18 protein-coding genes and 1 pseudogene are annotated in these 14,043 nt (G+C 58.9%); 6 read left to right on the top strand and 13 right to left on the bottom strand.

The features are described from left to right. Position 1: 1 nt before the first annotated feature. Positions 2-832, bottom strand: a complete 831-nt coding sequence (locus CP97_RS07845; RefSeq protein WP_048885481.1) for an LD-carboxypeptidase — start codon at positions 830-832, stop codon at positions 2-4. Between the two features lie 57 nt (positions 833-889). On the opposite strand from CP97_RS07845, the gene CP97_RS07840 reads away from it, so the two are divergent. Together CP97_RS07840 and CP97_RS07835 are read left to right on the top strand one after the other, a co-directional pair. Further along, positions 890-2,332: a glutamate ligase domain-containing protein gene (locus CP97_RS07840; RefSeq protein WP_048885480.1), complete on the top strand. Its 1,443-nt coding sequence runs from the start codon at positions 890-892 to the stop codon at positions 2,330-2,332. A 42-nt stretch (positions 2,333-2,374) separates the two neighbouring features. After that, entirely contained in the window at positions 2,375-2,674 is a 300-nt protein-coding gene (locus CP97_RS07835; RefSeq protein WP_048885479.1) for a hypothetical protein, read from the top strand. A 10-nt stretch (positions 2,675-2,684) separates the two neighbouring features. Here CP97_RS07835 and CP97_RS07830 read toward each other — a convergent pair whose 3' ends face one another. After that, positions 2,685-3,644, bottom strand: a complete 960-nt coding sequence (locus CP97_RS07830) for a DUF808 domain-containing protein (RefSeq protein ID WP_048886840.1) — start codon at positions 3,642-3,644, stop codon at positions 2,685-2,687. A 212-nt stretch (positions 3,645-3,856) separates the two neighbouring features. On the opposite strand from CP97_RS07830, the gene rpsF reads away from it, so the two are divergent. From rpsF to rplI, 3 genes are read left to right on the top strand one after another with little or no spacing between them, the layout of a single operon-like run. Continuing rightward, positions 3,857-4,222, top strand: coding sequence for a 30S ribosomal protein S6 (gene rpsF / locus CP97_RS07825; RefSeq protein WP_048885478.1), 366 nt, complete (start codon positions 3,857-3,859; stop codon positions 4,220-4,222). Next, positions 4,222-4,446, top strand: coding sequence for a 30S ribosomal protein S18 (gene rpsR, locus CP97_RS07820; RefSeq protein ID WP_048885477.1), 225 nt, complete (start codon positions 4,222-4,224; stop codon positions 4,444-4,446). Before rpsF ends, rpsR begins: the two co-directional genes overlap by 1 nt. A 15-nt stretch (positions 4,447-4,461) precedes the next feature. Continuing rightward, complete coding sequence (gene rplI, locus CP97_RS07815; RefSeq protein ID WP_048885476.1) at positions 4,462-5,091, top strand: 50S ribosomal protein L9; 630 nt, start codon at positions 4,462-4,464, stop codon at positions 5,089-5,091. 254 nt (positions 5,092-5,345) lie between these two features. On the opposite strand, the gene CP97_RS16290 is transcribed toward rplI, so the two are convergent. Both CP97_RS16290 and CP97_RS07810 read right to left on the bottom strand, forming a co-directional pair. Next, complete coding sequence (locus CP97_RS16290) at positions 5,346-5,492, bottom strand: hypothetical protein (protein ID WP_161485450.1); 147 nt, start codon at positions 5,490-5,492, stop codon at positions 5,346-5,348. A gap of 39 nt (positions 5,493-5,531) precedes the next feature. Then, positions 5,532-6,770 (bottom strand): SulP family inorganic anion transporter, encoded by a 1,239-nt coding sequence (locus CP97_RS07810; protein ID WP_048885475.1) that lies wholly within the window; start codon positions 6,768-6,770, stop codon positions 5,532-5,534. A 114-nt stretch (positions 6,771-6,884) separates the two neighbouring features. On the opposite strand from CP97_RS07810, the gene CP97_RS07805 reads away from it, so the two are divergent. Beyond that, on the top strand, positions 6,885-7,322 hold the full coding sequence (locus tag CP97_RS07805) for a YbaY family lipoprotein (RefSeq protein ID WP_048885474.1): 438 nt from the start codon (positions 6,885-6,887) through the stop codon (positions 7,320-7,322). A 14-nt stretch (positions 7,323-7,336) separates the two neighbouring features. Here the strand turns inward: CP97_RS07805 and CP97_RS07800 are convergent, their stop codons facing one another. The 9 genes and pseudogenes from CP97_RS07800 to ffh all read right to left on the bottom strand — a co-directional run bounded on the left by CP97_RS07800 (position 7,337) and on the right by ffh (position 14,028). Further along, positions 7,337-8,107 (bottom strand): alpha/beta fold hydrolase, encoded by a 771-nt coding sequence (locus tag CP97_RS07800; protein ID WP_048885473.1) that lies wholly within the window; start codon positions 8,105-8,107, stop codon positions 7,337-7,339. Beyond that, positions 8,104-8,646, bottom strand: a complete 543-nt coding sequence (locus CP97_RS07795) for a hypothetical protein (protein WP_048885472.1) — start codon at positions 8,644-8,646, stop codon at positions 8,104-8,106. Before CP97_RS07795 ends, CP97_RS07800 begins: the two co-directional genes overlap by 4 nt. Positions 8,647-8,651: 5 nt before the next feature. Further along, on the bottom strand, positions 8,652-9,677 hold the full coding sequence (locus tag CP97_RS07790) for an aspartate-semialdehyde dehydrogenase (protein WP_048885471.1): 1,026 nt from the start codon (positions 9,675-9,677) through the stop codon (positions 8,652-8,654). 314 nt (positions 9,678-9,991) lie between these two features. Further along, complete coding sequence (gene rplS / locus CP97_RS07785) at positions 9,992-10,357, bottom strand: 50S ribosomal protein L19 (protein ID WP_048885470.1); 366 nt, start codon at positions 10,355-10,357, stop codon at positions 9,992-9,994. 12 nt (positions 10,358-10,369) lie between these two features. After that, complete coding sequence (trmD, locus tag CP97_RS07780) at positions 10,370-11,104, bottom strand: tRNA (guanosine(37)-N1)-methyltransferase TrmD (protein ID WP_048885469.1); 735 nt, start codon at positions 11,102-11,104, stop codon at positions 10,370-10,372. Next, positions 11,101-11,409 (bottom strand): carbon-nitrogen hydrolase family protein, encoded by a 309-nt coding sequence (locus CP97_RS07775; protein ID WP_048885468.1) that lies wholly within the window; start codon positions 11,407-11,409, stop codon positions 11,101-11,103. Before CP97_RS07775 ends, trmD begins: the two co-directional genes overlap by 4 nt. A gap of 4 nt (positions 11,410-11,413) precedes the next feature. Then, positions 11,414-11,905: a ribosome maturation factor RimM gene (gene rimM / locus CP97_RS07770; RefSeq protein WP_048885467.1), complete on the bottom strand. Its 492-nt coding sequence runs from the start codon at positions 11,903-11,905 to the stop codon at positions 11,414-11,416. Between the two features lie 191 nt (positions 11,906-12,096). Then, positions 12,097-12,528: pseudogene (rpsP, locus tag CP97_RS07765) on the bottom strand (30S ribosomal protein S16); the annotation flags it as partial. A 33-nt stretch (positions 12,529-12,561) separates the two neighbouring features. Beyond that, entirely contained in the window at positions 12,562-14,028 is a 1,467-nt protein-coding gene (ffh, locus tag CP97_RS07760; protein WP_048886839.1) for a signal recognition particle protein, read from the bottom strand. Positions 14,029-14,043 lie beyond the last annotated feature (15 nt).

The raw sequence follows: 14,043 nt of genomic DNA, 5'->3' as shown, positions 1-14,043 counted from the left end.
CCTATGCGTCGCCGCGTTGCGGGGCAATACCGAATGGGACCAGTGCGTTATCTGCATCGTGGCCGATATCGGCGCGCCCGAGATAGGCAATGCCCGATCTGGCGCACCAGTCCTTGGCGATTTGTTCGGCGGTCGAGCCGAAAGGGCGGTCGTTTTCCGGCACATCGGAAATGCGCCCCAGCCTAATGCCGGCAACCCCATGCAAATGCTGGGTGATGTGGAAAAACAGGCGATCAACGGCATAAAGATGCTCTGCCACTTCCTCCACCAGCACCACATGGCCAGCAAGATCGGGCATCAAATCGGTCCCTGCCAGCATGGCGAGCGTCATGAGGTTGAACGCGGCCGTTGGCCGGTCATCAAGCCCAGCCTCCAATTCTACCGGCACGCCAGAGAGGTAGCGCAGCACCCGCCGCACCGCCTCGTCCCCGCCGTCGCGCCTGATATCACCTGCCAGCGGTCCGTGAACCGGCTTGCCTATCTGGTGACGGTAGAGTGCGCCAAGCAAGGTGCCCGCATCCGAATAGCCAAGATAGCTCTTACCGTCTGCGTTTTGGCCAAGTCCCGCAATCGCGTCTCCGGCAATGCGGCAGGCGCCATATCCACCCATGCCGAACCACACGGCATCGACCGCCGGATCGTTGGCCACATTCAGAAAAGCCGCCAGCCGCGTTGAATCATCACCCGCGAAGTGGCCCGTCCTGATGAAGCATTGCGGGTGGAACGCCAGATCAACCTGCGGAAACTCAGCTTCGGCGAGCGCCAGCACGGCATCCGCCCGCTCGCGGCGTAGCGGTTTTCCGGGACAAACAATGGCAATGCGCGTCGTCATGCAATTGTCTCTAACATCCGCTTCACAAACCGCCACTGTCCGCATAGGCACATCCCCATGAATGATAGCTCCCCCCACGAAACTGGTCGCGACACCGCCAGCGTAACCGCCCGCCCCTATTTCTTTTGCGGCATCGGCGGATCGGGCATGTTGCCTCTGGCGCAGATCGTGAAGGGACTTGGCGCAGAGGTCGCAGGATCGGATCGCAGTTTCGATCAGGGGCGCACGGCCGAAAAATTCGCCGCGCTCGAACGTCAGGGCTTTGCGCTGTTCCCGCAGGATGGCAGCGGAATTACATCGGGCGAGCAGATATTGATCGCCAGCGCCGCAATCGAGGATACCGTGCCCGAAGTCGCCCGCGCGGCAGAGCTTGGTTGCGAAAGGCTGACCCGCGCCCAATTGCTCGCTCGCCTGTTCAACGCTGCGTCGCAGAGCATCGCCATCGGTGGCACCAGCGGCAAATCGACTACCACTGCAATGCTCGGCTGGATCATGCAGGCAACAGGCCGCGCACCGACCATCATGAACGGCGCGGTGATGAAGAACTTCGTCTCGAAAGAACGCCCGTTCGCCAGCGCCGTGGTGGGCGATGGCGATGTCTTTGTCAGTGAAGTCGATGAAAGCGACGGCTCCATCGCGCTTTACCGTCCCACCGTCGCCCTGCTACTTAACGTCAGCCTCGATCATAAGAGCATGGATGAACTGCGCGCACTGTTCGGCGATTTTCTCGCTGTCGCAGATCGCGGCGTCGTCAACGCAGATAATGAGGAAGCTTTTCGCCTTGTTGCCCGGGCAAAGGACCCGCTCACCTTCGGGATCACGAACACCTGCGCCGCACTGGGCGTGGTCGAAGGCAGCATTGCCGACGGTCCGACCAAACAGGCCGCGATGATCGTGGACCGGCGCGATGGCAGCGAGCACGCGCTGCGCCTTGCCATGCCGGGGCGGCACAATCTGTCCAACGCACTTGCAGCGATAGCCGCTGCGAATGGCGCCGGCGTGCCGGTGGCCAAAGCGGTTGCCGCTCTGGCCGATTTCAAAGGTCTTGCGCGGCGTTTCGATATTGTCGGCACCAGCGCCAATGGCATTACGGTGATCGACGATTTCGGCCATAATCCGGAAAAAGCCCGCGCCACCTTGAAAACGCTCAAGGCGCATGAGGGGCGCGTGATCGCCTTCTTCCAGCCGCATGGCTATGGCCCCTTGCGGCAGATGGGGCATGAACTCGCCGAAACTTTCGCACACGAACTCGGCGCTGAAGACCTCACCATCTTGTGCGACCCTGTGTATTTCGGCGGCACGGTTGACCGCAGCGAGGGTAGCGAGCGGATCGTGGACCTGATCGCCAAGGCTGGTGGAAAGGCGCTCCACATCAATACACGCGAAGGCTGCGGCGATTTCATCGTTGAAAACGCAAAGCCCGGCGATCGCATTGCGGTGATGGGCGCGCGCGATGATACGTTGACCGAGTTTGCTGAAAGCCTTTTGCAACGTTTGTAGGCCATTATCACACCTTCAACGCATATATGGAGGGCGCGACAGGTGCAGAAAAATTACCGCGAAGGCGGCGTCGGCATGCTGGATGCGCTGCCCGGCACCTATCTCGTCTCCGCCTATTTTGACGATAACCAGGTCGATCTGGTCTATTGCAACGTGCTCGGCTGGCAAGTCGGCAAGGACCGGCGATTGACGCCCATGTGTCTGGACCCGCGCGCTGCTGACGAAAACCCGTGGTTCGTGATCCATCCAGATGGACGGGTGGAAAGCAATGACGGACGTAGTTGGGCCAGCAAGGATGCGTGGCTGACAGAGGAACGCCGCAACCGCCGCCACGCTGCATGACAGCAAAGGCTTAATGCGCTGCTTTTGCATCCTCGGAATGCCCAAGCTTGAAGATATTATGCAGCACGAAATTGATCACCAATCCCAGCACGAGTGCGAAAAGCGCTGATAAAGCTGCAAAGGTGAGCCAGCCGAAAATGCCGCCCAGGCCGCCACTCATCATTTCAACCCAATGCTGCGCCTGCTCGATATTCTCTTCGGGATAATACATGCCGATGTCGTGCAGCCCGTGGACAATTATGCCACCGCCGACCCACAGCATTGCGATGGTGCCGATCACGCTGAGAGAAGTCAGAAGCACAGGCATGAAGTTGACAAGACCCCGGCCAAAACGCTTGGAAAAATCGCTTTCTCTTTCAGCCATATGCAGGCCGATGTCGTCCATCTTCACGATCAGGCCAACCGCCCCGTAAACGCCCACTGTCACCGCGATGCCTACCAATGCTAAAACACCAGCGCGCGTAATGAGGCTTTCTGCAGACACTTCATTCAGCGTAATCGCCATGATCTCCGCCGAAAGAATAAGATCTGTGCGGATTGCGCCGGCTACCCGCTGCTTCTCAAAGGCCACTGGGTCCCTGATAGGGCCTCCAATATTCTCACCGTGCGTCTGACCGCTCAGCTTTTCCATCACCTTTTCGGCACCTTCATAGGAAAGATAGGCGCCGCCCAACATCAGGATGAAGATGATTGCTTGCGGCAGGAACTCGCTCAACAAAAGCGCGCCGGGCAGCAGTATGAGCAGTTTGTTCTTCAGGCTTCCCTTGGTGATATCCCAGATGATCGGCAATTCGCGCGCGGGTGAAAGGCCAGTGACATAACTTGGCGCGACCGCCGCATCGTCAATAACGACACCAGCGGTCTTTGACCCGGCCTTGCCTGCGGCAGCGGCAATATCGTCAACCGACGCCGAAGCGGCGCGGGCGATGATGGAAACGTCGTCCAGAAGGGCGGCGAGGCCTGACGGCATATGTGGATACTCCCTGTTTTGCCTGATAACCCTTACCTGCCGCTCCTGTTCCAACGGCACAAGCCTTGCAATCTTCGCCAATCCCGCTATGTGCGCCGCTTCCGCGAGGACCCGGCAATGCCGCGCCTTTGGAAATTCGAAGAAAGCCGGAGGGGCCCCGTCATCCGGACGGACAAGCCAGCGATCGGCAGTAACATGAAAGGAAGCGCGACATGGCTCTATACGAGCATGTGTTTCTCGCGCGTCAGGATTTGAGCCAGGCTCAGGTTGACGCGTTGGCCGCAAGTGCCACGGACATCGTGGAATCGAACGGCGGCAAGGTCGTGAAGACCGAAACCTGGGGCCTCAAATCCCTCGCCTACAAGATTGACCGCAATCGCAAGGCACATTTTGTGATGCTCAACATTGACGGGCCCGGCGGCCTGGTCAGCGAGCTCGAGCGTCAGAACCGTATCAACGAAGACATCATCCGTTGGCTCACCATTGCTGTTGAACAGCACGAAGATGGCCAGTCCGTGATGATGCGCAAGAACGATCGCGACAAAAAGCGTCGTTATGATCGGGAGGACCGTGACTGATGGCACGCCCATTCCACCGCCGCCGCAAGTCCTGCCCGTTTTCAACGAAGGACGCCCCCGTGATCGACTACAAGGACACGCGTCTGCTGCAGGGCTTCATGTCCGAACGCGGCAAGATCGTGCCCAGCCGCATCACCGCCGTTTCCGCCAAGAAGCAGCGTGAACTGGCAAAGGCGATCAAGCGCGCCCGCCACCTGGGCCTGCTGCCCTACGTCGTTAAGTAAGAGGAGCATAAATTCATGGATATCATCCTCCTCGAACGTATCGGCAATCTCGGTCAGATCGGTGACGTCGTCTCCGTGAAAGACGGCTATGCGCGCAACTTCCTGTTGCCGCAGAAGAAGGCACTTCGCGCCAATGCGGCAAACAAGAAGGTCTTTGAAGCCAACCGTGATCGCCTGGTTTCCGAAAACGCTGAAAAACGCACCGATGCTGAAAAGCAGGGCGAAAAGGTTGCCGACACAGAGATCATCCTGATCCGTGCTGCTTCCAACGCCGGCCAACTGTATGGCTCGGTCAACGTCCGCGACGTGGCGATTGCATTGGCCGACAAGGGCCACGACATCGACAAGAAGCAGGTCATCATGGGCGCGCCGATCAAGACAATCGGCATGTACGACGTGACCATCGCGCTGCACCCCGAAGTCGAAGTCACCGTAAAGGCCAATGTAGCCCGTTCGGATGACGAGGCCGAATTGCAGAGCCAGGGCATCGACATTCTCGCAGCTGCCTTCGAAGAAGATCGTGGCGAGGCCGAAGGCTTCACCGAAGCGCTCGACCCCGATCGTGAACTGGGCGAATTGCCCGGTGCCGAAGATGAAGATGCAGAAGCTGCTGCAGACGATAGCGAAGAGAGCGCCGAAGGCTGATCTCGCTCACCGCGAAACAAAAAGGGGGCGCTACCGGAAACGGTGGCTCCCCTTTTTTATTACGCTTGCGTCGCCCCCTTGGCGCGCGGCCCACATTCTGATCGCGATGCTGATTACCGTCAGCGCGATTGAAACTGCAAAAAGCGTATGGAAAAACACGGCACTTATTGGGCACTCGGAGATATTCAGCTTCCCAAACCCGCCATGTGGCTGCGGGGATTGATCGCAAGCAGGATCATCAGGAAAAGCGTGAACTAGCCAAGATTCCATCGCATGTCATCGACAAGCCAGCTTCGCAATTCGGCCTCATCCAGCCCTGCCGCACCAACAGGATCAGCTAGCTGACTTTCGACCCATAGCGGCGTACCCAAATAGGCAATACCGCCGATTACCCCGACCAATGCAGTGCAGGTGACAAAGCCCTCGAAAGCCGAGCGCTGCTAGGCAGAAATCCTTCCCTGCAAAAACCGTAATACGAGCCCCAGGACCGTGCCCAGCGCAATGGCGATGGTCAGGTCGGCCAGAACCGTCAAAAACGCCGTCAGGACGAGCAATGCCAGGTCTGCGCGCGGCAATTGCAGACGTGCGCGCCAGCGATGTGGCTCGCTCATCGTCCAGGCGGTGACCACCAGTAGTCCGGCCAGCGCAGGCAGGGCCAACTTGCCCGCCAGCGGCGCAGCCAGCAGCAGTGCGAGCAGTATCACCAAGGCATGGACGAGGCCTGCAACCGGCGTCCGCCCACCGGCATTCACATTCGTGGCCGTCCGGGCGATTGCGCCCGTCGCGGGCAGGCCGCCGAAAAGAGGTGATGCGATATTGGCAGCACCTTGCGCTATCAATTCTGCATTGGATCGGTGCGCGCCGCCCATCATCCGGTCCGCGACGATGGCGGACAGAAGCGATTCTATGCCCGCCAAAAACGCGATAGTGAGCGCAGTAGGCAAAAGCGCGATAAGCATCTCAGCTTCAACGTCCGGCATGACTGGCACGGGCAAACCATCAGGCAGTGCACCGTAACGGGAAGTCACATTTTCTACCGAGGGCAATGCAAGCGCGGCGACAACACTCGCCCCGATCACGACCACGACCAACCATGGCACCTTAGGAACCAACTGGCGCAGCAGGAGGATGACCGCGATGCTCGACACACCGACTGTCGAAGCGGCAACATCGATCGATCCACGCAAGGCCCACAGTGCTTCCAGCTTGGGAAGAAAGTCCGCGGGCAGCCCTTCCCCGCGCATCCCGGCCAGATCCTTTATCTGGCTGACGGCGATCACGATGGCGATACCGATAGTGAAGCCTTCGATTACCGGTTCCGGCACATGCCTGATGAGGCGTCCGGCACGAAGCAGGCCCGCGACGAGCAGGATTGCGCCAGCCATCAATGTAGCAACCGCCAGCCCGTCAAAACCGTGCTCCTGGATAACGCCGTAAACTACGACGATGAACGCGCCTGTCGGTCCGCCAATCTGTACGCGGCTTCCACCCAGAAAGGAGATTAAGAAACCGCCAACGATGGCAGTGACAAGTCCCGCTGCCGGTGGTGCTCCAGAAGCTATCGCAATGGCAATGCTGAGCGGCAACGCTACCAGCGCAACAGTGACTCCCGCGAGCACATCCGCACGTGCCTGATGCCAGCCATAACGGGGTAGCGTGGTCAGGATTTTCGGTTTCACGGTGTCTGACTACCCAAGCTCTGCCTGCCGATATTTGCGTACATGGGAACGTAATGCGTCCGGCCCTGGTTGCTAAGGGCATCCCCCTTTATCAAACATTCTAGAGGAGCCACAATGCGCTTGTACAGGTTTCTTGGCGTCACTTCCCTATTGCTCGCATCCGCCTGCTCCACTGCATATGGCGACGAAAGACCGTCAGCCTCGGCCCATGCGGAAAGCGCGCAGATTTCCGGCGGATTGACCTATCGGGAGCGCATCGCCTTGCCGCCTGGCGCCACCGCGCAGGTGCAACTTCTGGAAGTGTCGCGTGCCGATGCGCCATCAACTGTCATTGACCAGGCGAATTACGATCTTAGAGGACGCAGTGTGTCCTTCGGCTTTGAATTGTATCTGCCTGCTGAGGCATTGCAACATCATGCGCAATTTGCCGTGCGAGGGCAGATCCGCAGGCCAGATGGAAATCTGCTTTTCACTACGGACACGGTGAACCGCGTAGAGGCCCGGATGCAGGACCAGTCGCTCGGCACTATTATCATGGTCAGCGCACGCTAGCGCAGCGCGCAACCCTAGGCTGACAGGAAGCGCAGGATCGCCTGACCCAGATCTTTCTGAACGACGCTGCTCATGTGGTTGCCGGGCACTTCTTCTACGCGGGCATCGGGCAAGGCTTCGGCAAGGCTCCACGGAGAGCCATTGTCACGATCATCCTCTCCGATCAGCAAAAGCGTCGGCATCGCGATACGTTGCAATTGCGCGACATCAATATCGCCCACGCCGCGGGTCAGCAAAAGGCGCGCGGCTTCACGGTCGATGCCGGTGCTTTTCATGAAGCTCTTGGCCATGAATGCAGGATCCCCGCGCTCAATTGTGTCGAAGCGATCAATCATGTCGACGAAGAATGCTGAACGCTTTTTCCAATTGGTCAGCCCTTCGATACCCATTCCGCTAAGGATCAGGCGGCGCGGTTTCAGCCCGGCAATCACTGCACTGGTTGCCGTACGCGCGCCTAGCGAGAAACCTACGAGATCGAAATCTTCTAGATTGAGCTGCTCGACCAGATGCAAGGTATCCCGCACCAGTACGTCTACTGGATAGGCAGCGGGGTCTCTTGGCGCTTCGCTTGCACCATGCACGCGCCAATCCGGCATGATTGGTGCGAAGCCATTCTGGGCAAGCAGCGCGGCATGCCCGTATTTTATCCAATTGACCTCTGCACTCGAAAACAGCCCGTGCAACATCAGCACGGGACGTGCATCAGCGGCAACCCCTGCAACACGGTGCACCGCCATGGCAGTCCCGTCGAAACTTCCGACCTGATCTGTCGTGATGGAACTCACCGGAAGATGCAGTTTTCGCCTGCCCAGAGCCGTTCGACCTGCGCCGTGTCATCCTCGCCGGAAAATTTACCGGCAATGGTTGTCTCACCCGTGCCGATAGCAAATTCCCCGTCCAGCGTGCTGTCCGCAACCAGCGAGACCCCCGGATCGCCCAGCATTTCGGCTCGGCCCAGTTCCGGCACATAGGGTGCGCTCGCCATATAGCCGACGAATTGTTCTTCCTGGAAAATGAGCGTCAGGCCTGGGTATTCGGTAGTCTGAAGCGCGCAATCGCCTTCGCCCTCATGACCGCCGGTGGCCGCACCCAGCACATTTGCCAAGGTTGCCTCTGTCGCTGAACGGTTGGAGCCGAAGGGGACATCCAGTTGCTCAATCCCTTCCTGCGGCGGGACGACAATACCGGTGGCCTGCAAATCGAGTGTCACATTTTCCCGAGCTGCTGCTGTCTCCGCACTCTCTGGAGCATCTCCATCTGTTTCAGGCTGCTGCGAACATGCTGCGAGGGCCAGCGGAAGGGCAAGAAGAACGAATGCGCGCATGGATGCTATCCTTTCTGCAAATGACGGCGTCCGAGCAGTTCAGCGATCTGCACGGCGTTAAGCGCCGCACCCTTACGCAAATTGTCGCTGACGCACCACAGCACCAAGCCGTTATCGACGGTCGGGTCTTCACGCACGCGGCTGATGTAGGTGGCGCCATCGCCTACGCATTCCACAGGAGTGACGTACCCACCGTCTTCGCGCTTGTCGATCAGCATGATGCCCGGCGCCTCGCGCAAAATATCCTGCGCTTCCTTGGCCGAAATATCATTCTCGAATTCGATATTGATCGCTTCGGAATGGCCGACAAAGACGGGCACCCGCACGCAGGTTGCGCTCATCTTGATCTTGGGGTCGAGGATTTTCTTGGTCTCGACCACCATCTTCCACTCTTCCTTGGTGGAACCGTCGTCCATGAACACATCGATATGCGGGATTACATTGAAGGCGATTTGCTTGGTGAATTTTGTTGGTTCGACCGGATCACCCACAAAAATCGCGCGGCTTTGCTCGAATAACTCGTCCATGCCCTGCTTGCCCGCACCCGACACTGATTGATAAGTGGAGACGACCACGCGCTTGATCTTTGCGGCATCGTGCAGCGGCTTTAACGCGACCACCATCTGCGCTGTGGAGCAATTGGGGTTGGCGATGATGTTGCGCTTCTTGTAACCGTCGATCGCATCAGGATTAACCTCTGGCACGATCAACGGCACATCGGGGTCCATCCGGTAATATGAGCTGTTGTCGATGACGATGCAGCCAGCAGCAGCGGCCTTGGGCGCATATTCCTTTGCCGGGCCGGAACCTGCAGAAAACAGCGCGATGTCCCAGCCGGACCAATCAAAATGCTCAATATTCTTGCACTTGATCATCTTGCCTGTGTCGCCAACCTCGATCTCGCTTCCGGTCGAGCGTGAGGAAGTGACCGCAGCCACTTCGTCCATCGGAAATTTGCGTTCAGCAAGGATCGCCAGCATTTCACGTCCGACATTCCCCGTCGCGCCGACTACAGCAACTCGGTAACCCATTTCAAATTCGCTCCATCAATATTCTTGCGCGCTGCCTAGCGGGCCTGCAGGCAAGCGCAACATTAAAGGCCGTTTCAGGCGATATCGCCAATCACGCCGGCATGGGCAGAGTGCGCGCCCATGGTAAATTGCACATTATCGCCCTCCCTTTGGCTGGAATTAACCGGCGGACCGCACAATCACAGGCGGTGATTTGCGAGCGGCAGTCCCTGGGCTCGCAAATTTTCGTCATCATTCATGCCCGCAAACAAAGGGGCGGCTTTCCGCACCCGGAAAGCCGCCCCTCATGTGTTCGCATGCTGAAAAGCGCGGCCTTACTTGGCCACGTTTTCCCGACGCTCTGCAATACGAGCGCGCTTGCCGGTGCGGCCACGCAGATAATAAAGTTTGGCACGACGCACGACACCGCGGCGCACCACGGTGATCGAATCGACGATCGGCGCGTAAAGCGGGAACACACGTTCCACACCTTCGCCAAAGCTCATTTTACGAACGGTGAAATTGCTGCCCATGCCGCGGTTGGAGCGGGCAATACATACACCTTCAAAATTCTGGACACGTTCACGGGTCCCTTCCTTCACCTTTACGCCGACACGAAGGGTGTCGCCGGGGCGAAAATTGGGAATGTCTTTCCCGAGGGCTTCGATGGCTTCCGCCTCGAGCTGCTGGATCAGGTTCATGGCCTGTTTTTCCTACTTTTTCCGCTGCACACCAGAGGCAGGCTGATCCGGAGTGCCCCCGTGGCGCTCCCAAAGATCGGGCCTGCGTAGCCGAGTATCGTTTTCCGCGCAGTCTTTCCTCCACGCGGCGATTTTCGCATGATCCCCCGATCGCAGCACTTCAGGGATCGTGCGCCCTTCCCATTCCTGAGGTCGGGTATATTGCGGGTATTCCAAAAGACCGTCCTCGAACGATTCTTCAGTCCCGCTAGAAGCCGCGCCCATTACGCCGGGAAGCAGCCGAATGCAAGCGTCGAGTATGGCCAAAGCGGCAGGTTCTCCGCCCGACAGGACGATGTCGGCAAGGCTGACTTGCTCGATCTGCGGCCGAGCATCGAAAACACGCTCGTCAAAGCCTTCGAAACGGCCGCACAACAGTATAATTCCGGGGCCGCTGGCGATCTCTCGAATACGCTCCTGCGTGATCGGCCTGCCGCGTGGCGTCATGGCGAGGATGGGCGTTCTGGGCTGGCGCTGGATGGCATGATCGACTGCACTGCCAAGCACATCGGCCTTCAGCACCATCCCCGCCCCGCCGCCTGCGGGTGTATCATCGACGGTGCGGTGCTTGTCGGTGGCGAAATCGCGAATCTGGATCGTCTCACACGACCACTTCTGCTCCTCCAGAGCGCGGCCCGCGAGCGAGATGCGCAAGGGGCCGGGGAACATCTCCGGGTAAAGCGTGAGAACGGTGGCGGTAAAAGTCATTCGATTGCTTCTGACCACGAAGAGAGTTTCTCATTCAAAGACCAGTTGAGAAACCAGGTGAACGCTATGCAAGGTAGCAGGTATATTGGAATATGGATTAAAGCCTGCGTCAGAGGTGCATCAACATCGGTTGCATTGTCGAAAATCTGTATGCCAACAGAGATTGCCATACCAAGAAAGATTGCAATCCGCTCCGCCGTCCCACGCGCCAGACGAACGACCTTGTCGATACCGCCCGAAATGGCGAGCGGCACAGGCGCAGCTTGGTAGATGGCGACCTTCAGCATGTCGGGCGGCGTGACCATGGCCCTAGTCTTCGGCGAATTCGCCACTCACCACAAGGCGCGCGTCATTCCATTCAGGCACGGCTTCCTTGCGCATAGGGACCATAAAGGTCTTGCCGGTCGCGCGCCTGATCTCGATCACGTCCCCTGCGCCAAAATCATTCACTGCAATCACTTCGCCCAAAGCCTCATCCGTGTCGGACACGGCGGGCAGGCCGAGCAGATCGGCGTGATAATATTCACCCTCGCCCAACGGTGGGAGTGCGGATCTCGGGACGTTAAGCGTGGTGCCCCGCAGTTTTTCAGCGGCGGTGCGGTCAGGGATTTCGGCAAAGCGAGCGATGGCACCGCCCTTATTGTCATCCTTGACCTTCTTCAGCGTCAAAGCGCCATCGTTGAAGCTCTTATGCGGCTTGAAGCTGGCCAGCCCCTCTCCAAACAGCTTCAGGCGGACTTCGCCCGTCACCCCATGCGCGCCACTGATGGCGGCAAGAGTAACGGGCTTGTCCTGTGCCAAGGGGTTCAGCCCTCGGCCTTGTCTTCTGCTTCTTTCGCAGGCGCGTCATCGGCGAGCGGCGGACCGCCTTCGTTGACTTCTTCTGCAACTGCGGTGGATTCTGCATCGCTCGCATCGGTGGCTGCTTCGGTCGAAGCTTCTGCTACAGCATCGGCAGTCTCATCGGACTTGACGGAGCCAGTAGCTTCATTTTCGCCAGCACCTTCATCGGCAGGCGCTTCCTCAGCAGGCTTGGCAGCTTCGGCCTTGGCTTCTTCTTCAGCAGCTTTCTTGGCTTCCTCAGCTTCGGCGGCCTTACTGGCCTTTTCTTCAGCGCGTTCCTTGGCGTTTTCGCCTGGCTCACCCTTTTTCGGGTTGTTGCGCGCGGTGCGTTCCATAATGCCAGCCGCGTCGAGGAAACGCAGGACACGGTCGCTCGGCTGTGCGCCGACGCCCAGCCAGTAACGGATGCGATCTTCGATCAGCTTCACGCGATCGGGATTATCCTTGGCCAGCAGCGGGTTATAAACGCCCAACTGCTCCAGATACTTGCCGTCACGTGCGCGGCGGCTGTCTGCTGCCACGATACGATAATACGGACGCTTCTTTGCGCCACCGCGCGAGAGGCGAATTGCAATTGCCATTGTGTCTTACCTTTCCAAACTAAACTTTTGTAATCACTTCTTGTTCAATAAATTCTGCAAGTCGGGCGGAAGGCCGCCAGCACCGCCGCCGGGAAGACCGGGCATACCGCCGCCCCCGCCGCCCCCGCCGCCGGACATTCCGCCACCACCGCCACCAAACATGGCGGCAAGGCCTTTCAGTCCGCCCATTTTCTTGATCTGTTTCATCGCGCGGCCCATTTCCTGATGCATCTTGAGGATCTTGTTGACCTCCTGCACCGATGTGCCGCTGCCCGCTGCCACGCGCTTCTTGCGCTTGGCATTCAGAAGCTGAGGCTGAGTGCGCTCTTTTTTGGTCATGGAGCCGATGATGGCGTCCATATGCACCAGAACCTTGTCGTCCATGTCAGCATTGGCCATCGCGGCCTTGGCTTTCTTCATGCCCGGCATCATGCCCGCCAACATGCCCAGCCCGCCCATGTTCTGCATCTGCTGCAATTGCTTGCGCAGATCGTTCATGTCGAACTTGCCCGCCATCATGCGCTTGGCAAGTTCTTCGGCATCCTCGGCCTTGATGCTTTCGGCAGCCTTTTCGACAAGGCTGACCACATCGCCCATGCCAAGGATGCGGTCGGCAACGCGCGCCGGATGGAAGCGCTCTATCGCGTCCAGCTTCTCGCCCGTACCGGCGAACTTGATCGGCTTGCCGGTGACAGCGCGCATAGAAAGCGCCGCACCGCCGCGCGCATCGCCATCCATACGGGTGAGGACAACGCCGGTCAGCGGCACTTCATCGGTAAAACTTTGCGCGACATTGACCGCGTCCTGGCCTGTCAGGCTATCGACCACCAACAGCACTTCAGCGGGGGTAGAAACGCCCGCAACCGCCTTCATTTCGGCCATCAGCACTTCATCGACATGCAGGCGGCCAGCAGTATCGAGCAGCAGCACGTCCACGTTCTGGAGTTTCGCCGATTCAATCGCGCGGCGCGCAATATCGACCGGCTGCTGGCCTTCGATAATCGGCAGCGTTGCCACGCCCGCCTGCTCGCCCAGAATGGCCAGCTGTTCCTGCGCTGCGGGACGATTGACGTCGAGCGACGCCATCATGGGCTTCTTGCCCTGCTTGTCGCGCAGCAGCTTGGCGATCTTGGCCGTGCTGGTGGTCTTTCCCGACCCCTGCAAACCGACCATCATGATGACTGCTGGCGGCGTGACATTCAGATGCAGCGGCGATGCCTCGCCATCGGAATCTTCACCGCCCAGCATGTCCACCAATTCGTCATTGACGATCTTGATGACCTGCTGGCCCGGCGTGACGGATTTGAGGACTTCGTGGCCCACGGCGCGTTCGGTAACGCGGCTGATGAAATCGCGTGCAACAGGCAGCGCAACATCGGCTTCCAGAAGCGCCACACGCACTTCGCGCATGGCATCGCGCACATCCTGTTCGCTGAGCGCGCCGCGACCGCGCAGGCGATCGAAGACACCGTTCAGGCGATCGGACAGGCTTTCGAACATGCGCTTCTCAACTCC

Origin of the sequence: Aurantiacibacter atlanticus, assembly GCF_001077815.2 — a bacterium.
Taxonomy (GTDB): Bacteria; Pseudomonadota; Alphaproteobacteria; order Sphingomonadales; family Sphingomonadaceae; genus Alteraurantiacibacter; species Alteraurantiacibacter atlanticus.
Note: the sequence above shows the minus strand (reverse complement) of the source record. Positions and strands in the feature narration are given on the sequence as shown.

Coding starts and splice junctions, on each gene's coding strand:
- CP97_RS07845 (WP_048885481.1), bottom strand. CDS start 832: ATGACGACGCGCATTGCCATTGTTTGTCCCGGAAAACCGCTACGCCGC.
- rpsR (WP_048885477.1), top strand. CDS start 4,222: ATGGCACGCCCATTCCACCGCCGCCGCAAGTCCTGCCCGTTTTCAACG.
- rplI (WP_048885476.1), top strand. CDS start 4,462: ATGGATATCATCCTCCTCGAACGTATCGGCAATCTCGGTCAGATCGGT.
- CP97_RS07775 (WP_048885468.1), bottom strand. CDS start 11,409: ATGGTCACGCCGCCCGACATGCTGAAGGTCGCCATCTACCAAGCTGCG.
- CP97_RS07805 (WP_048885474.1), top strand. CDS start 6,885: ATGCGCTTGTACAGGTTTCTTGGCGTCACTTCCCTATTGCTCGCATCC.
- trmD (WP_048885469.1), bottom strand. CDS start 11,104: ATGACTTTTACCGCCACCGTTCTCACGCTTTACCCGGAGATGTTCCCC.
- CP97_RS07840 (WP_048885480.1), top strand. CDS start 890: ATGAATGATAGCTCCCCCCACGAAACTGGTCGCGACACCGCCAGCGTA.
- rplS (WP_048885470.1), bottom strand. CDS start 10,357: ATGAACCTGATCCAGCAGCTCGAGGCGGAAGCCATCGAAGCCCTCGGG.
- CP97_RS07830 (WP_048886840.1), bottom strand. CDS start 3,644: ATGCCGTCAGGCCTCGCCGCCCTTCTGGACGACGTTTCCATCATCGCC.
- ffh (WP_048886839.1), bottom strand. CDS start 14,028: ATGTTCGAAAGCCTGTCCGATCGCCTGAACGGTGTCTTCGATCGCCTG.
- CP97_RS07790 (WP_048885471.1), bottom strand. CDS start 9,677: ATGGGTTACCGAGTTGCTGTAGTCGGCGCGACGGGGAATGTCGGACGT.
- CP97_RS07795 (WP_048885472.1), bottom strand. CDS start 8,646: ATGCGCGCATTCGTTCTTCTTGCCCTTCCGCTGGCCCTCGCAGCATGT.
- rpsF (WP_048885478.1), top strand. CDS start 3,857: ATGGCTCTATACGAGCATGTGTTTCTCGCGCGTCAGGATTTGAGCCAG.